We start from the raw sequence: 22908 nt of genomic DNA, 5'->3' as shown, positions 1-22908 counted from the left end.
CCACCGAGGCCCCGCTGCGGGCGGGCCGGCCGGCCCGCCCGCAGCACCCCTCCGCCCCCCTCGACCCGTGGAAGCCGTGAGGTCATGACCACTCCCCAGCCCAGCACCCCGAGCAGGGACCGGGCCACGCCCGCCCGCCTCTCGGTGTCCGGCGTCTCGAAGCGCTTCGGCGCGGTCCGGGCCATCCGGCACGCCGACATGGCCGTCCAGCCAGGCACGGTGCACGCCCTGGTCGGGGAGAACGGCGCCGGCAAGTCCACCCTGATCAAGATCCTCTCGGGCGCCGAGACCGCCGACGCCGGGACGATCACCTTCGACGGCGCACCGGTGTCCATCACCTCGACCCACGACGCGATGGCCCTCGGGATCGCGACCGTCTACCAGGAACCCCAGCTGTTCGCCGAGCTGACCGTGTCCGAGAACGTCTTCACCGGCCGCGAGCTCACCCGCGGCGGCCGGGTCGACTGGGCCGCCCAGAACGCCAAGGTCGTCGAGCTGCTCGACCTGCTCGGCCTCCCTGCCCGGTACGCCACCGCCACCGTCGGCGGGCTCTCCATCGCCGAGCAGCAGCAGGTCTCCATCGCCAAGGCACTGGCCGGCGACGCCAAGGTGCTGATCCTGGACGAGCCGTCCGCCATCCTGACCGACCGCGAGGTCGAGGTCCTGTTCAGCGTGGTGCGCCGGCTGACCGCCGCCGGCGTCTCGATCATCTACATCTCGCACCGCCTCGACGAGCTGTTCGTCATCGCCGACGAGGTCACCGTCATGCGGGACGGGCAGACGATCGGCACCCACCCGATCGCCGACCTCGACGTCCGCCAGATCGTCGAGCTGATGGTCGGCGGCATCCTGGACGACGCCCGCCCCGACCGCACCGTGCCCCCGGGCGACCCGCGGCTGGAGCTGCGCGGCCTCGGGCTCACCGGGCACTTCCACGACGTGGACGTCAGCATCCGGCCCGGCGAGATCGTCGCCCTCTACGGCCTGATCGGCTCCGGGGTGGCCGAGATCGGCGCCACCGTCTACGGGATGGCCCAGGCGACCGCCGGCACGATCCTCGTGGACGGGGAGGAGGTGCGGCCCCGCTCACCACGGGAGGCCAAGGACCTCGGCATCGCCCTGCTCCCGGCCAACCGCAAGCAGCAGGGGCTGTTCAGCTTCCAGCCGATCTCGTTCAACATCTCCGCCGGCCACCTGCCGCTGCTGTCCAAGCTGCGGGTCTGGGTCGACCGGCGCCGCGAACGCGAGGTCGCCCGCTCGATGATCAGCCGGTTGTCGGTCAAGACCCCGCACGAGCGGCAGCCCGTCTCCGCCCTCTCCGGTGGCAACGCCCAGAAGGTCGTGCTGGCCCGTCAGCTGGTCGACCGACCACGCGTCCTGGTCCTCGCCGAGCCCACCCAGGGCGTGGACGTGGGCGCCAAGGAGGAGATCCACCGCATCATCACCCAGCTCGCCGACGAGGGGACCGCCGTGCTGATCGTCACCTCCGACCTCGCCGAGGCGATCCGGATCGCCGATCGCCTGCAGGTCGTCCGAGCCGGCACCACGACGACCGAGTTCGGCCCGGGCGCCACCCAGGTCGACGTGCTGGCCGCCGCGGCCGGCGCCGAGGAAGACCAGGAGGTCACGGCGTGAGCAGCTCGACCCTCACCCCGGCCGGACGGCCGGACGGCGAACCGGCCGCGGCAGCGCCGGCGGACCGGGGCAGGCAGCGCCTCCTCCCGCCCCCGGTCACCGGGCAGGAGATGGTGCTGATCGTCGTCATCGCCCTGCTGTGGCTGGCCCTGAGCCTGGCCACCCCGGCGTTCTTCACCTCCGGTTCGATCGTCCCGCTGCTGGTCGGGATGACGCCGATCGCGTTGATCGGCGTGGGCATGACGATCGTGATCATCACCGGCGGCATCGACGTGTCGGTGGGCAGCATCGTGATGGTCTGCTCGGTGATCGTCGCCCAGACGATGGTCGGCAGCGGACTCCCGCTGCCGCTGGCCGTGCTGCTCGCGGTCGCCATCGGCGGCGTCCTCGGCCTGGTCAACGGCGTGCTGATCGCCTACGGCCGGGTGCACGCGATCATCATCACCTTCGGCACGCTGAACCTCTTCCGGTTCATCGGGCTGCAGGTGTTCGGCTCCTCGACCGTCGAGGGCATCCCCCGCACGCTGAACTTTTTCGGCCGTGGGGAGGCCGGCCGCACCCTGGGGATCCCGCACAGCTTCGTGATCATGCTGGTGATCGCCGCGCTGGCCTGGTGGTACCTGCGGCACACCGCCGGCGGGCGGCACTTCTACGCGATCGGCGGGGACTCCCAGGCCGCGCGGCTGGCCGGGATCTCGGTGCGCACCCGGGTGCTGATGGCCTACGTCGTCACCGGGCTGCTCGCCGGACTCGCCTCCTGCTTCGTGCTCGCCCAGGGCACCTCCAGCCTGGCGGCGAACGTCGGATCGGGTCTGGAGCTCGCCGTCATCGCCGCCGTCGTGATCGGTGGGACGTCGATCATCGGCGGCCGCGGCTCGGTACTGGGCACCGTGCTCGGTGCGCTGCTGGTGCAGACGGTGGCCACCGGCGTCACCCAGCTGGGCTGGCGCTCCCAGCTGTCCGACCTCTTCGTCGGGCTCTTCATCCTCATCGCCGTCGGCGCCGACCTGATCCGCCAGCGCACCCGGAGGGCCTCGTGAGCACCCAGACCACGCCCGGAACAGAGCCCGCCGCGGACTCCGGCAGCACCGTCGCGGAGGTCGCCGGCCGCAAGGAGAGCCTGCCGGCCAAGGTGCTGCGCATCCTGCTCACCCAGCGGATCGCCCTGCTGGTGCTGCTGCTGGCCACCGTGCTGATCACCATGAGCCAGCTCAGCGCCAACAACTACCTGAGCGCGCCGTACAGCACCTCCTACCTGGCGGCGACGCTGATCAACGCCGTGCCCCTGGTGATGCTCGGGCTCGCCGAGCTGCTGGTGATCACCTCCGGCCGCGGCGGGATCGACCTCTCGGTCGGGGCGATCGTCTCGCTGACCGGCATGGTCTTCGGCTTCGCCTACGGCGAGTGGGGCTGGTCGCTGCCCGCGGCCCTGGTGCTCGCCGTCGTCTTCGGTGGGCTGTGCGGCGCGGTCAACGGCGGCCTGATCGCCTACCTCGGCTTCCCGGCCCTGATCACCACGCTGGCCACCTACTACGGCTTCAGCTCGCTGGCCCTCGTGGTCAACGACCAGCGACCGATCAACAGCCAGCCGGTCCAGGACCTGTACTCCACCGCCTCGGCGGTCTCCCTGCCCTTCCTGCCCGAGGCGTTCCCCCGCATCCCACTGGGCGTGTTCACGTTCCTCATCCCGACCGCCCTCGTGGTGTGGCTGGTCCTGGCCCGCACCACCTACGGCCGGCGGCTGTACGCGATCGGCACCAACGACGTCGCCGCCGAGTGGACCGGCATCAACGTCGCCCGCACCCGGTTCACCGCCTACGTCGCCGCGGGGGCCATCTCCGGCCTGGTCGCGGTGGTCACCGTCGCGCAGTTCGCCTCCGCCCGCCCCGACTCCGGGGTGGCCGGCAACGGCATGGCGCTGCCGGCCATCACCATCGCCGTCCTCGGCGGGGTCGCCATCACCGGCGGCATCGGCCGGGTCGCCGGCGTGGTGCTGGCCACGCTGCTGATCGTCTGGCTGAACGCCGGGATCCTGCTGGCCGTCCCGGGCAACGCCGGCAGCCAGCTCCAGCTCTTCGCCCTGGGCGTCGTGCTCATCTTCGCCGCCCTGCTCAACGGCTTCTCGAACCGACGCTACGGAGGAACCTCATGACCGCCACCTGGGACCCGTCCCTGGTCAGCACCGAGCTCGTCCAGCTCACCCGGGCCCTGGGCGAGCCGGGCCGGGACCTGGCCATCCTCGCCGAGGGCAACACCTCGCAGCTGCTGGACGACGGCCGGGTGGTCGTCAAGGCCTCGGGGTCGGGCATGCGGGACGTCGACGCTCAGGACTTCGTCGTCGTCGACGTCGACCCGCTGGTCGAGCTGATCCGGGACCCGCGGAGCACCCAGGCCGACCTCACCGCGGCGCTGGACGCCGGGGAGCACGAGGGCCGGCGCCGGCGGGCCTCCATCGAGACGCTGGTGCACGTCGCCGCCCAGGCGTTCTCCCCCACGCCGTTCGTCGGCCACACCCACCCGACCGCGGTGGTGGCGCTGCTGGCCAGCGTGCACGCGGCCACCGCCTACGACACCTACGTCTACTCCGACGAGGCCGTCGTCATCGGCCGGCCGCTGTTCGTGCCCTACGCCCAGCCGGGCGTCGAGCTCGGCCGGGTCTACCTCGAGGGCCTCACCCGGCACTGGGAGACCCACGGCGAGCTGCCGCAGCTGGTGCTGCTGGGCAACCACGGGATCGTGGTGAACGCGCCCAGCGCCGCCGGCATCGAGGGCGTCTCGCAGATGGCCGTCAAGGGCGCCCAGGTCCGTTCGGCGGCGTACGCCATGGGCGGGGTGGTGCCGCTGCCGGCCGCGTCGGTGGAGACGTTCTTCGCCCGCGACGACATCGAGGAGCGGCGCCGGATCCTGGCCGGCGGCTCCCGATGACCCTCCCGCAGGACCTGCGGGCGGTCTTCCTGGACGTGGGCGGGCCCGTCTACGACGACGAGAACTTCGTCGTCGCCGTGCTGCAGGCGCTCGACGAGCTGCGGGCCGACCAGGGCCGCGGACCGGTGGACCGCAGCGCGTTCCGCGCCGTCTACGACCGGATCCGGGCCGAGCAGGGCGGCTCCCTGCGCCGCGCGCTGGCCACCGAGCTGCTCGGCGACCCGCAGCTGCGCGACGCCCTGCACGAGCGGACCCGGGCGCACTGGCACCACCCCGCGGGCACCCTGTACGCCGACGTGCTGCCGTTCCTGGCCCAGCTCCGCGGCCGGGTGACCGTCGGCGTGCTGGCCAACCAGGAGCGCGCCGTCGTCGACGCGCTCACCCGCGACGGGGTGGCCGACTCCGTGGACGTCTGGGGCGTCTCGGCCATCGTCGGGCACGAGAAGCCCAGCCCCGAGCTGTTCACCTGGTGCCTGGCGCAGGCCGGGGCGCGCCCGGAGCAGGCCGTGCACATCGGCAACCGGCTGGACACCGACGTCCGCCCCGCCGCGGCCCTGGGCCTGGGCACCGTCTGGGTGCTGCGCGGCGAGGCCCCCGACGAGCCGACCCCGGAGCAGCTGGCCGAGCCGGACCTCGCGGTCCGCAGCCTGGACGGCCTGGCCGCCCGGCTGCTGGCGGGCACGGCGGTCTGACCGTGGGCACCGACCCGATCGTCCTCGGCATCGACCTGGCCACCGCAGCGGTGCGGGTGGTCGCCGTGGACGCCGGCACCGGCCAGGTGCTGGCCACCGCCGACACCGCGCTGCCCGCGCCGGTCACCCCCCGGCCCGGCTGGGTGGAGCAGCGTCCCGAGCACGCCGCCGCCGCGCTGCGGTCGACGGCCGACGTGGTGTCTGCGCTGGGCCGCCGGGCCGCCGCCGTGTGCGCGCTGTCGGTCACCGGCACCTCCGGCACGGTGGTGGCCGCCGACGCCACCGGCCGGCCGGTCGGCCCCGCGCTGCTCTACTCCGACGACCGCGGCCGGGCGCTGACCGCGGCGCTGGTCGAGCGCACCGGCGCCCGTCTCGGCTCGGCCGGCACGGTCGGCCGGCTGCTGTGGCTCGCCGGCCAGCCGGAGACGGCGCCCGCCCCGGGCCGGCACTACCTGCACAGCGCCGACGTCGTGGTCGCCGCGCTGACCGGGCAGCTGGTCAGCGACACCTCCCACGCCCTCAAGGCCGGTATCGACCCCGCCGCCGCCCGCTGGCCGGAGCTGCTCGCGGACGGCGGCGTCCCGGCCGGCACGCTGCCTCCCCTGGTCCACCCGGGCGCGGTGATCGGCACCGTGCTGCCCGACGTCGCCGCCGGGCTGGGGCTGCCCCCCGGCGTGCTCGTGGTGGCCGGGATGACCGACGGCTGCACCGCACAGGTCGCCGCCGGCGCCGTGCGCCCCGGCCAGACGATGGGCGTCCTCGGCACCACCCTGGTGCTCAAGGGCGTCAGCGACCACCGGATCGACGCCGGCCCGGTCTACTCGCACCTGGCCCCCGGCGGCCGCTGGTGGCCCGGCGGCGCCTCCAACTCCGGCGCCGGGGTGCTGACCGCGACCGGTGACCTGCCCGCCCTGGACGCCGCCGCGCTCGCCACCGGCCCCTCCCCGCTGATCGCCTACCCGCTGCCCCCGCCGCCGCGCACCGGCGAGCGCTTCCCCTTCGTCGACCCCAACGCCGTCGGCTTCCTGGTCGACCCCCGGCGGCCACCTGGTCCGCCCCCGTCGCCGGTACAGCGCCACCGCGCGGAGCTGGACGGGGTGGCCTTCGTCGAACGGCTGGGCCTGGACCGGCTCGCCGAGCTGGGTGTCGTTTCGACCGACCACCGGGTGGCCGGCGGCGGTAGCCGCTCCCTCCCGTGGCTGCAGGTCCGCGCCAGCACCCTGGCCCGCCCGGTGGCCCGGCCCCGTGACCCCAGCAGCGGTGTCGGCGCCGCGCTGCTGGCCGCCACCGGCTGGACGGCGACCACCCACCCCGGTGACCTGGGCCACCTGCTGGCCGAGGTCGTCGCCCGCGCCGTCCACCCCGACCTCGTCGTCGACCCCGACCCGGCCGAGGTGCCGCAGCTGGAGGAGGGCTACCAGCGGTTCCTGGCCGAGCTCCGCCGCCGCGCCCTCCTGCCCGCCGCCGGCGCGGCATGACCACCCCGGATCAGCACCAGCGGCAGCCCGGCTGCCAGAACGGAGACCCCGTCCCATGAGCGACACCGACCTGCCCGAGGGCGTCCGCGAGCTGCTCGAGCGGTCGCACCGCTACGGCAGCGACCCGACCGTGACCAACTACGGCGGCGGCAACACGTCGGTCAAGGTCACGGTCCCCAGCCCGGCCACCGGCAAGGACGTCGAGCTGGTCTACGTGAAGGGCTCCGGCGGCGACCTGGGCACCCTGCGCGCGGAAGGGCTCGCCGTCCTGCGGCGGGAGCCCTTCCTGGCCCTGGACGACGTCTACCGCGGCGTCGAGCACGAGGACGAGATGGTCGGCCTCTTCCCGCACGCCGCGTTCGGCACCGGGGGGGCGACCCCCTCGATCGACACCCCCATGCACGGCCTGGTGGACTGCCCGCACGTCGACCACCTGCACCCGGACTCGGTGACCGCGCTGGCCTGCGCGGCCGACGGTCCGGCCCTGGTGCAGGAGCTGTGGGGCGGCGCCGTGGCCTGGGTGCCGTGGAAGCGGCCCGGGTGGGAGCTCGGCCGGCAGGTGTCGCAGCTCGCCCAGGACCCGACCGTGATCGGCGCCGTGCTCGGCGGGCACGGGCTGACCAGCTGGGGCGCCACCTCGGCGGAGGCGCAAGAGCGGGCGCTGCGGATCATCGACGAGGCGGCCGAGTTCCTCGCTCGTCGGTCGGTGCCCGAGCCGTTCGGTGCCGTGGTGCCCGACCGGGTGGCGCTGCCCGAGGGGCAGCGGCGGGCCCGGGCGGCCGAGCTGTTCCCGTCGCTGCGCCGGATCGCCTCGGCGAGCAGCCGGCAGGTCGGGCACTTCACCGACTCCGACGTCGTCCTGGACTTCCTGTCCCGGGAGAAGCTGGCCGACCTGGTCGCGCTGGGCACCTCCTGCCCCGACCACTTCCTGCGCACCAAGATCCGGCCGATGGTGCTCGACGTCCCCGTCGACGCCCCGCTGGCCGACGTCGACGCGCGGCTGGCCGAGCTGCTGGCGGAGTACCAGGCGGAGTACAGCGCCTACTACCAGCGGCACGCACGCCCGGAGTCGCCGGCGATGCGCGGTTCTGCCCCCGCGATCGTGCTGGTGCCCGGCGTCGGCATGTTCTCCTTCGGCGCCGACCACCAGACCGCCCGGGTGGCCGGGGAGTACTACGTCAACGCGATCAACGTGATGCGCGGCGCCGAGGGCGTCTCCTCCTACGCACCGATCAGCGAGGCGGAGAAGTTCGCCGTCGAGTACTGGCAGCTGGAGGAGGACAAGCTCAAGCGCCGGCCGAAGCCGAAGGCACTGTCCGGCCGGGTCGCTCTGGTCACCGGCGGCGCGTCGGGCATCGGCCTGGCCACCGCCCGGCTGCTGCACGAGCACGGCGCCGACATCGTCATCGCCGACCTCGACCTGGCCCGCAGCGAGGAGGTGGCCACCGAGCTCGGTGGCCCGGACCGGGCCGTCGCGGTGCGGATGGACGTCTCCGACCCCGCTGCGGTCGCCGCCGCGGTGCAGGAGGCGGTGCTGCGGCTGGGCGGCATCGACATCGTGGTGAACAACGCCGGGTTCGTGAAGCCGGGCTCGCTGGAGGACACCACCCTCGCCGACTGGGACGCCCAGTTCGCGGTGATGACCCGCGGCAGCTTCGTGGTCACCCAGGCCGCGGCCCGGGTGCTCCGCGGCCAGGGGCTGGGCGGCGACGTGATCAACATCTGCTCGAAGAACGCGGTCTTCGCCGGGCCGAACAACCTGGCGTACTCCTCGGCCAAGGCCGCGCAGGCCCACATGGTGCGGCTGCTGGCCACCGAACTGGGGGAAGATGGCATCCGGGTCAACGGCATCAACCCCGACGGCGTGGTCCGCGGCTCGGGGATCTTCGCCGGCGGCTGGGGCGCCTCCCGGGCGAAGACCTACGGCGTCGAGGAGGAGGACCTGGGCAAGTTCTACGCCCAGCGCACCGTGCTCAAGGAGGAGGTCCTCCCCGAGCACGTGGCCGGCGCCGTCCTCGCGCTGACCAACGGCACCCTCGCGGTGACGACCGGGCTGATCGTCCCGGTCGACTCCGGGGTCGCCGCGGCGTTCCTGCGCTGACCGTCAGGAGCCCGGCCTCCGGGCCGGACTCCTGACCTGGCGAGGACGAGCTGACGCACCACCTGTCGCACGCCCCGGTCCCGGGGCACGAGGAAGGAGTCCCATGCCTGTCACCCACGGTGTCCACGCACTGGTCTGGACCGGGGGCTGGTCCCCGGAGGAGGCCCGCCGGGCCGTCGCCGCCAGCGCCGAGGCCGGGTACGACCTGATCGAGATCGCCCCGATCGACCCGACCGGGTACGACGCCGACCTGACCGCGCGGCTGTTGCAGGAGCACGGGCTGCAGGTGAGCGCCTCGCTGGGGCTCGGCGCGGACACCGACGTGTCCAGCGAGGACCCCGACACGGTGGCCCGTGGCCGGGAGCGGCTGGCCACGGCCCTCGGAGTGCTGCGGGACAGCGGCGGGACGACGTTGTGCGGGGTGCTCTACTCCAAGCTGGGCAAGTACGACGCCCCGGCGACCGAGCGCGGCCGGGCGAACTCCCAGGAGGCGATCGCCTGGCTGGCGGACAAGGCCGCCGCTTCGGGGATCACCCTCGCGCTGGAGTTCTGCAACCGGTACGAGACGAACGTCCTCAACACCACGCAGCAGACGCTGGAGTTCATCGCCGCCGTGGACCGGCCCAACGTCATGGCCCACCTCGACACGTACCACATGAACATCGAGGAGCACTCGTTCACCGAGGCGGTGCGGGCGGCCGCAGCGGCGGGGCGACTGGGCTACGTGCACGTCGGGGAGTCCCACCGCGGGGCCCTGGGCACCGGCTCGATCCCCTGGGCGGAGTTCTTCGGCGCCCTGGACGAGGTCGGTTACGACGGCATCGTGACGTTCGAGTCCTTCTCCTCCGAGGTCGTGCACCGGACGCTCTCCAACGACCTGGCGATCTGGCGCAACCTGTGGACCGACAACCACGCCCTGGCCCGGGACGCCCTGGCGTTCACCAAGGCCGGGCTGGCCGGGGCGGCGGCCCGGCGGGGCGCACCGGGCTGAGGCGCTGGCCGCCAGGAGCCCGGTAGCCGGGCCGGTCTCCTGGCGGGGCTCCTGGCCGCGTTCAGCGGGTGCGCCGGACCCGGTCCTCCGCGGCCTGCCACGCGGCCTCCTGGCACGGGGTGGGGTCGTGCCGGGCGACCTGCTGGGTGGCCCGCAGCAGCGTCCGGAGCTCGGCGAGCCCCCCGCTGAGTGCGCCCCCGGCGCGGGCCTGGACCAGCACGTTGCCCAGCGCCGCCGCCTCGACCGGGCCGGCCAGCACCGGCAGGCCGCAGGCGTCGGCGGTGAGCTGGCAGAGCAGCGTGTTGCGGGCGCCGCCGCCGACCAGGTGGACGACGTCCACCGACCGCCCGGACAGCTCGGCCGCCTGGCGGACCGTGCGCCGGTAGGCCAGCGCCAGGCTGTCCAGGATGCAGCGGACCGTGGCCGCCTGGCTCTGCGGCGGCGTCTGCCCGGTCTCCCGGCAGACCTCCGCGATCCGGGCCGGCATGTCGCCGGGCGGCAGGAAGCGGTCGTCGTCGCAGTCGACGACCGCGCCGAAGGCAGGCTCCCGGGCCGCGGCGTGCAGCAGTTCGGTGAGGTCGGCCGGCAGGCCGGCCAACTGCCAGGTGCGCAAGGACTCCTGCAGCAGCCACAGCCCCATCACGTTGCGCAGGTAACGGACCGTTCCGTCCACCCCGAGCTCGTTGGTGAACCCGGCCTCCCGGCTGGCCTCGGTGAGCACCGGGTCGGGCAGCTCCACGCCGACCAGTGACCAGGTGCCGCAGGAGACGTAGGCGAAGCGCTCGGACTCCGCCGGCACCCCGACCACCGCGGAGGCGGTGTCGTGCGAGCCCACCGCCGTCACCGGCACCGGCCCGGTCAGCCCGGTCTCGGCGAGCACGTCACCGGTGAGCTCACCGAGCCGGTCCCCGGGTTGCCGCAACGGCGGGAACAGCTCGTGCGGGAGGCGGAGCCGGTCGATGAGGTCGGTCGACCACTGCCGGGTGGTGGCGTCCAGCAGCCCGGTGGTGGACGCGTTGGTGAGCTCGGCCCCGACGGCGCCGGTGAGCCAGTACGCCAGCAGGTCGGGGATCAGCAGCGCGTGCCGGGCCAGCCCGAAGCCGGCCAGCTGCCGCATCGCCGCGAGCTGGAAGACCGTGTTGAACGGCAGGTGCTGCAGGCCGTTGACCCGGTAGAGCTCGGCCGGTGACACCAGTTCGTGCACCCCGGGGACGGCGGTGGCGTGCCGGGCGTCCCGGTAGTGCACCGGGTTGCCGAGCAGCGCGCCGTCGGCGTCGAGCAGCCCGACGTCGACCGCCCAGCTGTCGATGCCGACGCCGTCCAGCGGCCCGACGTCCCGGCCGGCGGCCCGCAGGCCGTCGAGCACCCCGGCGTAGAGCGCCAGCACGTCCCAGTGCAGCGTGCCGGCGACCCGGACCGGCCGGTTGGCGAACCGGTTGACCTCGTGCAGCTCCAACCGCCCCGGGCCGACCCGCGCCGTCATCACCCGGCCACTGGAGGCCCCGAGGTCGACAGCCGCCAGGGTCAGCTCCCGACCACCAAAATGGCCATTTTGGTGGTGGGTCGTCATCGGAGGAAGGCGGCGGCGACGCCGGAGTCGACCGGGACGTGCAGCCCCGTCGTCCGGGTGAGCTCGCCACCGGTCAGCGCGAAGACGGCGTCGGCGACGTGGTCGGGCAGCACCTCGCGCTTGAGCAGGGTGCGCTGGGCGTAGTACTTGCCCAGCTCCTCCTCCGGGACGCCGTAGACCGCGGCCCGCTTGGCGCCCCAGCCGCCGGCGAAGATCCCCGACCCGCGGACGACGCCGTCGGGGTTGATGCCGTTGACCCGGATCTCGTGCTCGCCGAGCTCGGCGGCCAGCAGCCGCACCTGGTGGGCCTGGTCGGCCTTGGTCGAGGAGTAGGCGATGTTGCTCGGGCCGGCGAAGACCGCGTTCTTGCTGGAGATGTAGACGACGTCGCCGCCCATGCCCTGCTCGATCATGATCCGGGCCGCCTCGCGGGAGACCAGGAACGAGCCCTTGGCCATCACGTCGTGCTGCAGGTCCCAGTCCTGCTCCGTGGTCTCCAGCAGCGGCTTGGAGATCGACAGCCCGGCGTTGTTGACCACCAGGTCGACCCCGCCGAAGGCCAGCACGGCCGCCCGGAACGCCGCGGCCACCGCCTCGGCGTCGCTGACGTCGGCCGCCACGCCGATCGCGACGTCGGCCGAGCCGATCTCCGCGGCGGCGTCGGTGGCCTTGGCCAGGTCGAGGTCGGCGACGACGACGCACGCGCCCTCGGCGGCCAGCCGCTGGGCGATCGCCTTGCCGATCCCGCTCGCCGCGCCGGTGACCAGCGCGACCCGGGTGGCCAGCGGCTTGGGCTTCGGCATCCGGGCGAGCTTGGCCTCCTCCAGCGCCCAGTACTCGATCCGGAACTTCTCGCTCTCGTCGATCGGCGCGTAGGTGGAGACCGACTCGGCGCCGCGCATCACGTTGATCGCGTTGACGTAGAACTCACCGGCGACCCGGGCGGTCTGCTTGTTCGCCCCGAAGCTGAACATGCCGACGCCGGGCACCAGCACGATCGCCGGGTCCGCGCCGCGCATGGCGGGGGAGTCCGGGCTCGCGTGCCGGGAGTAGTAGGCCGCGTAGTCGGCGCGGTAGGCCTCGTTCAGCTCCTTGAGCCGGGCGACGACGTCCTCGACCGGGGCGGACGCCGGCAGGTCGACCACCAGCGGGCGCACCTTGGTGCGCAGGAAGTGGTCGGGGCAGGAGGTGCCCAGCGCGGCCAGCCGCGGGTGCTCGGCCGACGCCAGGAAGTCCAGCACGACGTCGGAGTCGGTGAGGTGCCCGACCTGCGGCTTGTCCGTCGAGGCGAGCCCGCGGACGACGGGGAACAGCGCGGCGGCCTTCGCCCGGCGCTCGGCCTCCGGCAGCGCCTCGTACCCGGGCAGCGGCGCACCGAAGGGCTGCGGCCGGCCGCGCTCGGCGAGGAACTGCTCCGCCGTCCGGATGATCTCCAGCGAGTTGGCCTCGCACTGCTCGCTGGTGTCGGCCCAGGCGGTGATGCCGTGCCCGCCCAGGACGGCCCCGATGGCCTGCGGGTTCTTCTCCGCGATGTCGGCGATGTCCAAGCCGAGCTGGAAGCCGGGACGGCGCCACGGCACCCAGGCCACGCGGTCGCCGAAGCACTCCCGGGTCAGCGCCTCACCGTCGGCCGCGGTGGCCAGCGCGATGCCGGAGTCGGGGTGCAGGTGGTCGACGTGGCCGGCGCGGACCAGGCCGTGCATCGCGGTGTCGATGGACGGCGCGGCGCCACCCCGGCCGTGCAGGCAGTAGTCGAACGCGGCGACCATCTCGTCCTCGCGGTCGACGCCGGGGTAGACGTCGACCAGCGAGCGCAGCCGGTCCAGCCGGAGCACCGCCAGGCCGGGCTCCTTCAGCGTGCCCAGGTCGCCGCCGGAGCCCTTCACCCAGAGCAGCTCGACCGGCTGCCCGGTCACCGGGTCGGTCTCGGTGCCGGCGGCGGAGGTGTTGCCGCCGGCGTAGTTGGTGTTGCGCGGGTCCTCGCCCAGCCGGTTGGAGCGGGCGAGCAGGTCACTGACCACGGGGTTCGTCATGTCGTCGTCCTCCAGTTCTTCAGGCGCCCCAGGAGGCCTGCTGGCCTCCGACGCGCTCGGTGGCGATCCGCTCCTGGTGCCCGGAGGCGGCGTAGGCCCGGTAGGGGTCGGCGGGCAGGCCCTGGGACTCGCGCAGCTCGGCGAGCAGCGGGCGGACGTCGGTGTTGTAGGCGTCCATCAGCGCGCCGTTCGCGCCGAGCACGTCACCGCTGCGCTGCGCCGCCCGCAGCGCCTCACGGTCGACCAGCAGCGCCTTGGCGGTGGCTTCCTGCACGTTCATCACCGAGCGGATCTGGCCGGGGATCTTCGGCTCGATGTTGTGGCACTGGTCGAGCATGAAGTTGACGCCGGAGTCCGGGCGGAGCGCGTCGGCCCGGACGATCTCGTTCATGATCCGGAACAGCTGGAACGGGTCGGCGGCGCCCACGATCAGGTCGTCGTCCCCGTAGAAGCGGGAGTTGAAGTCGAAGGCACCGAGCCGGCCGACCCGCAGCAGCTGGGCGACGATGAACTCGATGTTGGTGTTCGGGGCGTGGTGGCCGGTGTCCAGCACGACCTTGGCCTGGTCGCCGAGGGCCAGGCAGTGCAGCAGCGAGGTGCCCCAGTCGGGGATGTCCATCGTGTAGAAGTACGGCTCGTAGAACTTGTACTCGAGGATCAGCCGGTGCTCGGGGTCCAGCTCGGCGTAGATCTGCTGCAGTGACTCCGCGAGCCGCTCCTGGCGGTCGGTGATGTCGTCCTGGCCCGGGTAGTTGGTGCCGTCGGGCAGCCAGATCTTCAGGTCGGTGGAGCCGGTGGCCCGCATGACGTCGATGCACTGCACGTGGTGGGCCACGGCCTTGGCCCGCACGGCCGGGTCGGCGTGGGTGAGCGACCCGAGCTTGTACTCGTCGGCCTGGAACAGGTTCGAGTTGATCGCGCCGATGGAGACGCCCTCGTCGGTGGCGTGCTGGGCGAGCTTCCCGAAGTCGTCGACCAGGTCCCACGGGATGTGCAGCGAGACCCGGGGGGCGGCGCCGGTGTGCCGGTGCACCTGGGCGGCGTCGCTGATCTTCTCGAACGGGTCGCGCGGGACGCCGGGGGTGCTGAAGACCTTGAAGCGGGTGCCGGCGTTGCCGAACGCCCAGGAGGGCAGCTCGATCGTCTGCTCGGCGAGGGCGGCGAGCGCCTGAGCGCGCAAGTCGGTGGTCACTGGGTCTCTCCGTTCGTGGTGGTGTGCTCCCCGGCGGCCCGCAGCTGGGCGTCGAGGTCGAAGACGAGGTCGAGCGAGGACTTGCCGCGGCCGTCCCCGGTCTCGAAGAAGGGGGCCATCTCGGTCTCCCAGCGGGCGCTGACCGCGGCGGCGTCCACGGCGGCTTGGGCGGCGTCGAGGTCGTCGGTCAGCACGGTGCCGACGAGCAGTCCGTCGTCGCGCAGGAAGAGCTGGTAGTCACGCCAGCCGGCGTCGCGCAGCGCACGGAGCATCTCCGGCCAGACGGCGGCGTGCCGTTCGCGGTACTCGTCGAGCCGGTCGGGCCGGACCTGCAGGGTGAAGCAGACGCGGGGCACGACCCCTCCTCGCTGAAACGATTCACAAGGTGCTGTGGGCCACAGTAGGATGCTGCGTGCGAGCGGTCAACGGGCCGGCCGGGAACCGAGGGGGCAGCGCTGACCGCCAGCATCCGCGACGTCGCCGTCCACGCCGGCGTCTCGGTCGGCACGGTCAGCAACGTCCTCAACCGGCCCGACACCGTCAGCCCCGGGACCCGCGAGCGGGTGGTCACCGCCATCACCGCGCTGGGCTTCGTGCGCAACGAGTCGGCCCGGCACCTCCGCGCCGGCCGGAGCCGCACGATCGGGCTGGTGGTGCTGGACATCGCCAACCCGTTCTTCACCGACGTCGCCCGCGGGGTGGAGGAGGTGGCCAACGCGCAGGGGCTGTCGGTGATCCTGTGCAACTCCGACGGCCGGCCGGCCAAGGAGGCCGCCCACCTGGACGTGCTCACCGAGCAACGGGTGCGGGGCGTCGTCCTCACCCCCACCGCGGAGCTCTCCCCGCAGATCGAGACGCTGCGGCAACGAGGCGTCCCGGTCGTGCTGCTCGACCGCCGCGCACCCGGCCCCGACCAGTGCGCCGTGGCCGTCGACGACGTCCTCGGCGGCCGGCTGGCCGCCGACCACCTGCTCGAGCGCGGGCACCGCCGGATCGCCTTCATCGGCGGCCCCGAGGGGCTGCCCCAGCTGCAGGAGCGCTACCAGGGGGTCGTCGCCGCCGTCCGCGAGGGCACCGGGTCCGACGACGCGCTCGCCGTGATCACCCCCGAGACGCTCACCGTCGCCGGTGGCCGCGAGGCCGCGTCCCGCATCATCGGCCTGCCGGCCGGGCAGCGCCCCACCGCCGCCGTCTGCGCGAACGACCTGCTCGCGATGGGGGTGCTCCAGGAGATGGTGCGCCACCAGGTCCGGGTGCCCGACGACTTCGCCATCGTCGGCTACGACGACATCGACTACGCCGCGGCCGCCGCCGTCCCGTTGACCTCGGTCCGCAAGCCCCGCCAGGAACTCGGTCGCCGCGCGGCGGAGCTGCTGCTGGACGAGGCTGCAGCCGAGGGCCACCAGCACGACCAACCCGTCTTCGAGCCGATGCTCGTCGTCCGCGAGTCCAGTGCGGTCCGGCGACTCCGCCCGACCGTCGCGAGCTGAGAGGAGGAGCCGCCCGTGAAGGTCGCGCTCTTCGCCACCTGCCTGGTGGACACCCTGACCCCCTCGGTGGCCCGGGCCACCGCCACGCTGCTGCAGCGGCTCGGACACGAGGTCGTGGTCCCACCGGGGCAGTCCTGCTGCGGGCAGATGCACGTCAACACCGGGTACCGCCGGGAGGCGGTCCCGATCGTCGCCAACCACGTGCGGGCCTTCGCCGGCGCCGAGGCGATCGTGGCGCCGTCGGGGTCCTGCGTAGCCTCGATCCACCACCAGCAGGCCGCCGTCGCCCGCCGGGCCGGCGAGCACCGGCTGGCCGACGAGGCGGAGGAGCTGGCCGGGCGCACCTACGAGCTGTCCCAGTTCCTGGTGGACGTGCTGGGGGTGACCGACGTCGGCGCCTACTACCCGCACCGGGTCACCTACCACCCGACCTGCCACTCGCTGCGGCTGCTCAAGGTGGGCGACCGGCCCTACCAGCTGCTGCGGGCGGTGCGCGGGCTCGAGCTCGTCGAGCTGCCCGGCGCCGAGCAGTGCTGCGGCTTCGGCGGCACGTTCGCGGTGAAGAACGCCGACACCTCCACCGCGATGCTCACCGACAAGATGGCCAACGTCCTCGGCACGCACGCCGAGGTCTGCACCGCCGGGGACGCCTCCTGCCTGATGCACATCGGCGGCGGCCTCTCCCGGCTCCGGGCCGGCACCCGCACGGTGCACCTGGCCGAGATCCTCGCCTCGACGGAGGAAGCAGTGACCCCCGACCAGCAGACCCGACCAGCAGTCGCCCGCCCCACCACCCCGACGGTGTCGGCATGACCGCCACCGTGCCCCCGAAGGCGCCCACGTTCCTCGGCCTCCCGACCGCCCCCCGCGGCGTGGGCCACCTGCGCGGCGACCAGTCCTTCCCGGACGCCGCCCGGGGCGCGCTGCGCGACGGGCAGCTGCGGGCCAACCTCGGCCACGCGACCAGCACGATCCGCGGCAAGCGGGCCAAGGTGGTCGACGAGCTGCCCGACTGGGCGCAGCTGCGCGAGGCCGGCCGGGCGCTGAAGGCCGCGACCATGGCCCGGCTCGACGAGCACCTCGAGGAGCTGGAGCGCCAGGTCACCGCCCGCGGCGGCGTCGTCCACTGGGCCCGGGACGCGAACGAGGCCAACGAGATCGTCACCCGGCTGGTGCAGGCCACCGGCACGTCCGAGGTGGTCAAGGTCAAGTCGATGGCCACCCAGGAGATCGGCCTGAACGAGGCGCTGGAGGCCGCCGGGCTCGACGTCTTCGAGACCGACCTGGCCGAGCTGATCGTGCAGCTGGGGGAGGACAAGCCCTCGCACATCCTTGTGCCGGCGATCCACAAGAACCGGGCCGAGATCCGGGAGATCTTCGCCCGCACCATCCCCGGCGTCGACCCCGACCTCACCGACGACCCCCGCCAGCTGGCGATGGCCGCCCGCACCCACCTGCGCGAGAGGTTCCTGCGCGCCCGGGTGGCCGTCAGCGGCGCGAACTTCGCCGTCGCCGAGACCGGCACGCTCACCGTGGTGGAGAGCGAGGGCAACGGGCGGATGTGCCTGACCCTGCCGGAGACGCTGATCACCGTCATGGGCATCGAGAAGGTGGTGCCCACCTGGCGCGACCTCGAGGTCTTCTTGCAGCTGCTGCCGCGCTCCTCCACCGGCGAGCGGATGAACCCCTACACCTCGACCTGGGCCGGCGTGACCCCCGGCGACGGGCCGCAGGAGTTCCACCTGGTGCTGCTGGACAACGGCCGCACCGCGGTGCTCGCCGACGAGGTGGGCCGGGAGGCGCTGCACTGCATCCGCTGCTCGGCCTGCCTGAACGTCTGCCCGGTGTACGAGCGGGCCGGTGGCCACTCCTACGGCTCCGTCTACCCCGGGCCGATCGGCGCGGTGCTCTCGCCGATGCTGACCGGGGTGGAGGACAACGCCTCCCTGCCGTTCGCCTCCTCGCTCTGCGGCGCCTGCTACGACGTCTGCCCGGTGGCGATCGACATCCCCTCGATCCTGGTGCACCTGCGCGCCGAGCACGTCGAGGCGCAGGAACGGCCGACGGCGGAGGCGGTGGCCTTCCGCGGTCTGGCAAAGGTCATGTCGCACCCGCGGCTGTGGCACCTGGCCCAGCGGGCGTCCCGGCTGGGCCGGCTGATCGCCCGCGGGAAGCCCACGTTGCCCAACGCGCTGCCCCCGCCGGTCTCCGGCTGGACCCGCAGCCGCGACCTGCCCACCCCGCCGAAGGAGACGTTCGTGGAGTCCTGGGTCCGGGAGCACGGGTCGTGAGCGGGCGACGTTCCACGTGCAACACGACGGGAGGACGACGGTGAGCGCCCGCGACGAGGTGCTGTCCCGGGTGCGCCAGGCCCTGGGCGCGGACCGGACGACGCCCGACGAGGTGGTCCGCGACTACCGGCAGGCCGACGGCCGCCCGGCCGGCGACCCGGAACTGCTGGAGCTGCTGGTCGACCGGGTGGAGGACTACCGGGCCACGGTGCTGCGCTGTTCCCCCGCCGAGGTGGGCGCCACCGTGCGGGCCGCCCTGGACCAGGGACTGGGCACCGGGTGGGCGGCCGGCGACGTCGTCGTCGCCCCCGGGCTGGCCGGGGACTGGCGGCCGTCCGGCTGCGACGTCGACGACGACCGTCCGGCGGTGCAGCTCGCCGACCGGGCCGCCTCGGTCACCGCGGTGGCCGTGGCGATCGCCGAGACCGGCACCCTGGTGCTCGACGGCTCACCGGCCTGCGGACGGCGGGCGCTGTCGCTGCTGCCGGACTGCCTGGTCTGCGTGGTGACCGCCGACCAGGTGGTGGGCAGCGTGCCCGAGGGGCTGGCCCGGCTGGACCCGCTGCGGCCGCTCACCATGGTCAGCGGCCCCTCGGCCACCAGCGACATCGAGCTGCAGCGGGTCGAGGGCGTGCACGGCCCGCGCACCCTGCTGGTCGTGCTGGCCGGCTGACGGCGTCAGCCGTTGCGGGTCGGGGGCTCCCCCTCCGCGCGGGCGGCCCGCGCCTGCGCCGGGTCGTAGGCGCAGGCGTCGCCGACCTCGGCGGCCGGGTCCGGCTCCGCCGGCGCGGCACTGGTCGCACCGGCCGACGGCGTGGGGGACGGCGCAGCCCCGTCCTCGGTCGCGTCCTCCTCGGCCGGGGTGCTCTCGGCCGGGGTGCTCGGGGCCGGCGAGGTGTCCGCGGACGGGGTGTCCGACGAGTTGCCCAGCGCCTGCTGCACCAGCGCGCGGATCCGGTCGTAGTCCGGGTACGCCGGGTCGATCACCGTGTCGTCGAAGACGACGCTGCGGATCTCGGCGTCCTTCACCTTGAACGCCAGGTCGACGAGGTCGTCCAACCGGGACTGCGGCACGTCGGTGGACACGATGTCCTGCGTGGTCGCGGCCAGCTGCTGGAACCGGCTGAGCAGGGTCATCGGGTCGGCGGCCTCGACGATCTCACTGATCACGCACCGCTGGCGGTCCATCCGCTGGTAGTCGGTGAGGCCGAACCGGCCACGGGCGTAGTCGAGTGCACGCTCGCCGTCCATGTGCTGGTCCGGGCCCGGCTCGATGTAGTCGTCGGGCAGGATCTCGAGCGTGGGCTCGCCCCCGATCGGCACGTAGTAGTTCACGTTCACGTCGATGCCGCCGAGCGCGTCGACCAGCCGGCTGAAGCCGTCCAGGTTGACCAGCACGTAGTAGTCGATCTGCAGGCCGAGCGCCTCGCCCACGCCGAGCTTCAGGAAGTCGGCGCCCGGGTCGTCGGTGGGGCCCAGGACGTCGGGGTACCAGGCCGGGCCGTTGCGGTAGACGGCGTTGAGCAGGCTCTCGCTCTCGCTGCCGGCGTCGAACCCGTCGGGGTACACCTCGCCCAGCGGGCTGTCCTCGGGGAAGGGCAGTTCCTGCAGGTTGCGGGGCAGGCTGAACAGCGTGGTCTCGCCGGTGTCGGTCTGCACGTTGGCGACGATCACCGTGTCGGTGCGGACCCCCTCGCGACCCTCGCCGCCGTCCCCGCCCAGCAGCAGGAAGTTGACCTCCTCCCGGTCGCCGAACGGGTCGGCCCCGTCGGGGGAGTCAGTGACGGTGGCGCTGTCCCGGTCGGCGAACACGCTGTCGAGCAGCTCGGCCTGGGCGTTGGCGATGCGGACCGCCCACACGGCGGGGACGACCACCGCCGCACAGAGGGCCAGCACGACGACCGCACCGACCACGTGCTGCCAGCCCCTGGTGCGGCGCGGCAACAGCAGCGCGTAACCGATCAGGACGACGAGCAGCCACGCCACCGCGAGGGCGATGATGCCGCCGACCACCCACCGCAGGGCCGCGGAGTCGACGGCCACCTGGATCACGTCGCGCAGGCCCGTGGTGGCCAGGTAGGCCACTGCGCCGAGCAGCACCATGAACACGACGACGACCACCGCACCGAGGCGTCGCCGTCCGGTGGCCAGGAAGGCGGACCCGGGCACCAGGGCACCGACCACGGTGAGCAGCAGGGCCGGCCCGAAGCCGCGGACGGTGTGCCGGCCACGCCGTCGGCCCTGCTGGGTCGCTGAGTCGTCGCTCACGCGGCAGCCCCACGCGTCCCGGATCCGGTCATCTGGCCATGATCGCACCGTTTCGGCCACCCATCACGGGGCTGCGGGACGGTCTCACCCCCCCGGGAGAGCGAGGTCGTGAGGCCGGTCACAGCCGGATGTCTGGTGTGGGCGTCCTCGGGTACGGGAGGGTCAGGTGTGATCGCGATCGGCTGCGCCGCCGTCACCGTCCCGCAGGTCACCCCACCGCAGGTACCAGACCGAGGAGGTCGATCGTGTCCCACACGTCGCGCGAGGCAGCACTGCTCACCGAGCTCGAGCCGGTGGTCGAGGAGAACCTGAACCGGCACATCGGACTGGCCCAGGAATGGCACCCGCACGACTACGTCCCGTGGTCCGAGGGTCGGGACTTCGCCTTCCTCGGCGGCGAGGACTGGTCGCCGGAGCAGTCCCGGCTGGACGAGACCGCCAAGGCGGCCATGTTCACCAACCTGCTCACCGAGGACAACCTCCCCAGCTACCACCGGGAGATCGCCACCCGCTTCGGCCGGGACGGCGCCTGGGGCACCTGGGTCGGCCGCTGGACGGCGGAGGAGAACCGGCACGGCATCGCGCTGCGCGACTACCTCGTCGTCACCCGCGGAGTCGACCCCGTCGAGCTCGAGCGGGCCCGGATGGACTACATGACCTCCGGCTACGACTCCGGGGACAAGACCCCGCTCGAGGCGGTCGCCTACGTCTCCTTCCAGGAGCTCGCCACCCGGGTGAGCCACCGCAACACCGGCAAGGCCACCGGCGACCCGATCGCCGACAAGCTGCTCGCCCGGATCGCCAAGGACGAGAACCTGCACATGGTCTTCTACCGGAACATCGTCTCCGCGGCGTTCGAGATCGAGCCGGACAAGACCATGCGGGCGGTCGCCGACGAGGTCATGCGCTTCGAGATGCCCGGCGCCACGATGGCCGGCTTCCGGAAGAACTCCGTGCTCATCGCCAAGGCCGGCATCTACGACCTGCGACTGCACCACGACGAGGTCATCCAGCCCGTGCTCCGTGCGTGGAAGGTGTTCGAGCGCACCAACCTGGGCCCCGAGGGCGAGCAGGCCCGCGAGGAGCTGGCCCAGTTCCTGGCCGGACTGGACGCCCAGGCCACCAAGTTCGTGGAGAGCCGGGACCGGATGCGCACCCGCATGCAGGCCCGCCAGGACACCGCGCTCACCCCCCTGCCCCAGGCCTGAGGGAGGAGCACGCTCGCCTAGGCTCGGCGTCCGTGCGCCTGGCCACCTGGAACGTCAACTCCATCCGCAGCCGAGTCGACCGGGTGGAGGCCTGGCTGCAGCGCAGTGACGTCGACGTCCTGGCGCTGCAGGAGACCAAGTGCAAGGACGAGCAGTTCCCGGAGGACCGGTTCCGGGCGCTGGGCTACGACGTCGCGCACGTCGGCCACTCGCAGTGGAACGGCGTCGCCCTGCTGTCCCGGGTCGGGCTCAGCGACGTCGAGGTCGGCTTCCCGGGGATGCCCTCGTGGTCGTCGAAGGAGGGCGTCGAGCCCGCCCAGGAGGCCCGGGCGCTCGGCGCCACGTGCGGCGGCGTGCGGGTGTGGAGCCTGTACGTGCCCAACGGCCGCACGCTCACCGACCCACACCTGCAGTACAAGCTCGAGTGGCTGGAGGCGCTGCGGGTGCACGCCGGCGGGTGGCTCACCGAGGACGCCGAGGCGCAGGTCGCGCTGGTCGGCGACTGGAACATCGCCCCGCAGGACGACGACGTCTGGGACATCTCGGTGTTCAGCCACTCCACGCACGTCTCCGAGCCCGAGCGGACCGCCTTCCGGGGTGTGGTCGAGGCCGGGTTCACCGACGTCGTCCGGCCGTACACCCCGGGGCCGGGCGTCTACACCTACTGGGACTACACCCAGCTGCGCTTCCCCCGCCGCGAGGGCATGCGGATCGACTTCGTACTCGGCTCACCGGCGCTGGCCCAGCGGGTCACCGGCGCCCGGATCGACCGCGAGGAGCGCAAGGGCAAGGGCGCCAGCGACCACGCCCCGGTCGTCGTCGACCTGGCCGACTGACCCACCCCACTCGCGGTGCCGGCGCCAGCACGTGCTGGCCGGTCCGGTGGTCCAGCAGGTCGCCGTGGTGCCCAGTGGCTGGATCCGGCCACTGACAGGGCCGCACGGGTCTGACGTGTTCGGGGGGGGGGGGGGGGGGGGGGGGGGGGGGGGGGGGGGGGGGGGGGGGGGGGGGGGGGGGGGGGGGGGGGGGGGGGG

19 protein-coding genes are annotated in these 22908 nt (G+C 73.5%); 14 read left to right on the top strand and 5 right to left on the bottom strand.

Features of this window, described 5'->3' with window-relative positions; genetic code table 11:
* The first annotated feature begins 84 nt into the window (after positions 1 to 84).
* The 8 genes from O2W53_RS07610 to O2W53_RS07575 all read left to right on the top strand — a co-directional run bounded on the left by O2W53_RS07610 (position 85) and on the right by O2W53_RS07575 (position 9822).
* The gene (locus tag O2W53_RS07610; RefSeq protein WP_269162404.1) at positions 85 to 1635 is read left to right on the top strand and encodes a sugar ABC transporter ATP-binding protein; all 1551 of its coding nucleotides are present in this window, start codon (positions 85 to 87) and stop codon (positions 1633 to 1635) included.
* Entirely contained in the window at positions 1632 to 2675 is a 1044-nt protein-coding gene (locus O2W53_RS07605) for an ABC transporter permease (RefSeq protein WP_269162403.1), read from the top strand. The genes O2W53_RS07610 and O2W53_RS07605 overlap by 4 nt, the downstream gene beginning before the upstream one ends.
* Positions 2672 to 3787 carry an ABC transporter permease gene (locus O2W53_RS07600; RefSeq protein ID WP_269162402.1) on the top strand — a complete coding sequence of 372 codons (1116 nt, stop codon included), beginning with the start codon at positions 2672 to 2674 and terminating at the stop codon, positions 3785 to 3787. The genes O2W53_RS07605 and O2W53_RS07600 overlap by 4 nt, the downstream gene beginning before the upstream one ends.
* On the top strand, positions 3784 to 4560 hold the full coding sequence (locus tag O2W53_RS07595) for a class II aldolase/adducin family protein (RefSeq protein WP_269162401.1): 777 nt from the start codon (positions 3784 to 3786) through the stop codon (positions 4558 to 4560). Before O2W53_RS07600 ends, O2W53_RS07595 begins: the two co-directional genes overlap by 4 nt.
* A complete protein-coding gene (locus O2W53_RS07590; RefSeq protein ID WP_269162400.1) occupies positions 4557 to 5252 on the top strand; it encodes an HAD family hydrolase in 696 nt (231 codons plus the stop codon). The genes O2W53_RS07595 and O2W53_RS07590 overlap by 4 nt, the downstream gene beginning before the upstream one ends.
* A 2-nt stretch (positions 5253 to 5254) precedes the next feature.
* Positions 5255 to 6730, top strand: coding sequence for an FGGY-family carbohydrate kinase (locus O2W53_RS07585; protein WP_269162399.1), 1476 nt, complete (start codon positions 5255 to 5257; stop codon positions 6728 to 6730).
* A 55-nt stretch (positions 6731 to 6785) separates the two neighbouring features.
* Complete coding sequence (rhaD, locus tag O2W53_RS07580) at positions 6786 to 8831, top strand: bifunctional rhamnulose-1-phosphate aldolase/short-chain dehydrogenase (protein ID WP_269162398.1); 2046 nt, start codon at positions 6786 to 6788, stop codon at positions 8829 to 8831.
* 103 nt (positions 8832 to 8934) lie between these two features.
* Positions 8935 to 9822: a sugar phosphate isomerase/epimerase family protein gene (locus O2W53_RS07575; RefSeq protein ID WP_269162397.1), complete on the top strand. Its 888-nt coding sequence runs from the start codon at positions 8935 to 8937 to the stop codon at positions 9820 to 9822.
* 61 nt (positions 9823 to 9883) lie between these two features.
* Here the strand turns inward: O2W53_RS07575 and O2W53_RS07570 are convergent, their stop codons facing one another.
* The 4 genes from O2W53_RS07570 to O2W53_RS07555 are packed head-to-tail and all read right to left on the bottom strand — an operon-like array spanning position 9884 to position 14973.
* On the bottom strand, positions 9884 to 11392 hold the full coding sequence (locus O2W53_RS07570; protein ID WP_269162396.1) for a rhamnulokinase: 1509 nt from the start codon (positions 11390 to 11392) through the stop codon (positions 9884 to 9886).
* The gene (locus tag O2W53_RS07565; protein WP_269162395.1) at positions 11389 to 13425 is read right to left on the bottom strand and encodes a bifunctional aldolase/short-chain dehydrogenase; all 2037 of its coding nucleotides are present in this window, start codon (positions 13423 to 13425) and stop codon (positions 11389 to 11391) included. The genes O2W53_RS07570 and O2W53_RS07565 overlap by 4 nt, the downstream gene beginning before the upstream one ends.
* A 19-nt stretch (positions 13426 to 13444) precedes the next feature.
* On the bottom strand, positions 13445 to 14617 hold the full coding sequence (gene rhaI / locus O2W53_RS07560; RefSeq protein WP_269162394.1) for an L-rhamnose isomerase: 1173 nt from the start codon (positions 14615 to 14617) through the stop codon (positions 13445 to 13447).
* On the bottom strand, positions 14614 to 14973 hold the full coding sequence (locus O2W53_RS07555; RefSeq protein ID WP_269162393.1) for an L-rhamnose mutarotase: 360 nt from the start codon (positions 14971 to 14973) through the stop codon (positions 14614 to 14616). Before O2W53_RS07555 ends, rhaI begins: the two co-directional genes overlap by 4 nt.
* A gap of 99 nt (positions 14974 to 15072) precedes the next feature.
* On the opposite strand from O2W53_RS07555, the gene O2W53_RS07550 reads away from it, so the two are divergent.
* From O2W53_RS07550 to O2W53_RS07535, 4 genes are read left to right on the top strand one after another with little or no spacing between them, the layout of a single operon-like run.
* Positions 15073 to 16107, top strand: coding sequence for a LacI family DNA-binding transcriptional regulator (locus O2W53_RS07550; protein ID WP_269163059.1), 1035 nt, complete (start codon positions 15073 to 15075; stop codon positions 16105 to 16107).
* Positions 16108 to 16122: 15 nt separating this feature from the next.
* Positions 16123 to 16920, top strand: a complete 798-nt coding sequence (locus O2W53_RS07545) for a (Fe-S)-binding protein (protein WP_269162392.1) — start codon at positions 16123 to 16125, stop codon at positions 16918 to 16920.
* Positions 16917 to 18398, top strand: coding sequence for a LutB/LldF family L-lactate oxidation iron-sulfur protein (locus O2W53_RS07540; RefSeq protein ID WP_269162391.1), 1482 nt, complete (start codon positions 16917 to 16919; stop codon positions 18396 to 18398). The genes O2W53_RS07545 and O2W53_RS07540 overlap by 4 nt, the downstream gene beginning before the upstream one ends.
* A gap of 40 nt (positions 18399 to 18438) precedes the next feature.
* A complete protein-coding gene (locus O2W53_RS07535) occupies positions 18439 to 19071 on the top strand; it encodes a LutC/YkgG family protein (RefSeq protein WP_269162390.1) in 633 nt (210 codons plus the stop codon).
* Between the two features lie 5 nt (positions 19072 to 19076).
* Here the strand turns inward: O2W53_RS07535 and O2W53_RS07530 are convergent, their stop codons facing one another.
* A complete protein-coding gene (locus O2W53_RS07530; RefSeq protein WP_269162389.1) occupies positions 19077 to 20666 on the bottom strand; it encodes an LCP family protein in 1590 nt (529 codons plus the stop codon).
* A 245-nt stretch (positions 20667 to 20911) separates the two neighbouring features.
* On the opposite strand from O2W53_RS07530, the gene O2W53_RS07525 reads away from it, so the two are divergent.
* Both O2W53_RS07525 and O2W53_RS07520 read left to right on the top strand, forming a co-directional pair.
* On the top strand, positions 20912 to 21874 hold the full coding sequence (locus O2W53_RS07525) for an acyl-ACP desaturase (protein WP_269162388.1): 963 nt from the start codon (positions 20912 to 20914) through the stop codon (positions 21872 to 21874).
* 32 nt (positions 21875 to 21906) lie between these two features.
* On the top strand, positions 21907 to 22710 hold the full coding sequence (locus O2W53_RS07520; protein WP_269162387.1) for an exodeoxyribonuclease III: 804 nt from the start codon (positions 21907 to 21909) through the stop codon (positions 22708 to 22710).
* Positions 22711 to 22908: the final 198 nt, after the last annotated feature.

The sequence above is a fragment of the Modestobacter sp. VKM Ac-2978 genome (assembly GCF_026968025.1).
In the GTDB taxonomy this organism is placed as follows: Bacteria; Actinomycetota; Actinomycetes; order Mycobacteriales; family Geodermatophilaceae; genus Modestobacter.
The sequence above is the reverse complement of the archived record's forward strand: the minus strand, read 5'-3'. Positions and strand labels throughout refer to the sequence as shown.

Excerpts from the sequence above, each read along its gene's own strand:
- O2W53_RS07565 (WP_269162395.1), bottom strand. The coding sequence starts at position 13,425 with ATGACGAACCCCGTGGTCAGTGACCTGCTCGCCCGCTCCAACCGGCTG.
- O2W53_RS07610 (WP_269162404.1), top strand. The coding sequence starts at position 85 with ATGACCACTCCCCAGCCCAGCACCCCGAGCAGGGACCGGGCCACGCCC.
- O2W53_RS07595 (WP_269162401.1), top strand. The coding sequence starts at position 3,784 with ATGACCGCCACCTGGGACCCGTCCCTGGTCAGCACCGAGCTCGTCCAG.
- O2W53_RS07590 (WP_269162400.1), top strand. The coding sequence starts at position 4,557 with ATGACCCTCCCGCAGGACCTGCGGGCGGTCTTCCTGGACGTGGGCGGG.
- rhaD (WP_269162398.1), top strand. The coding sequence starts at position 6,786 with ATGAGCGACACCGACCTGCCCGAGGGCGTCCGCGAGCTGCTCGAGCGG.
- O2W53_RS07575 (WP_269162397.1), top strand. The coding sequence starts at position 8,935 with ATGCCTGTCACCCACGGTGTCCACGCACTGGTCTGGACCGGGGGCTGG.
- O2W53_RS07540 (WP_269162391.1), top strand. The coding sequence starts at position 16,917 with ATGACCGCCACCGTGCCCCCGAAGGCGCCCACGTTCCTCGGCCTCCCG.
- O2W53_RS07570 (WP_269162396.1), bottom strand. The coding sequence starts at position 11,392 with ATGACGACCCACCACCAAAATGGCCATTTTGGTGGTCGGGAGCTGACC.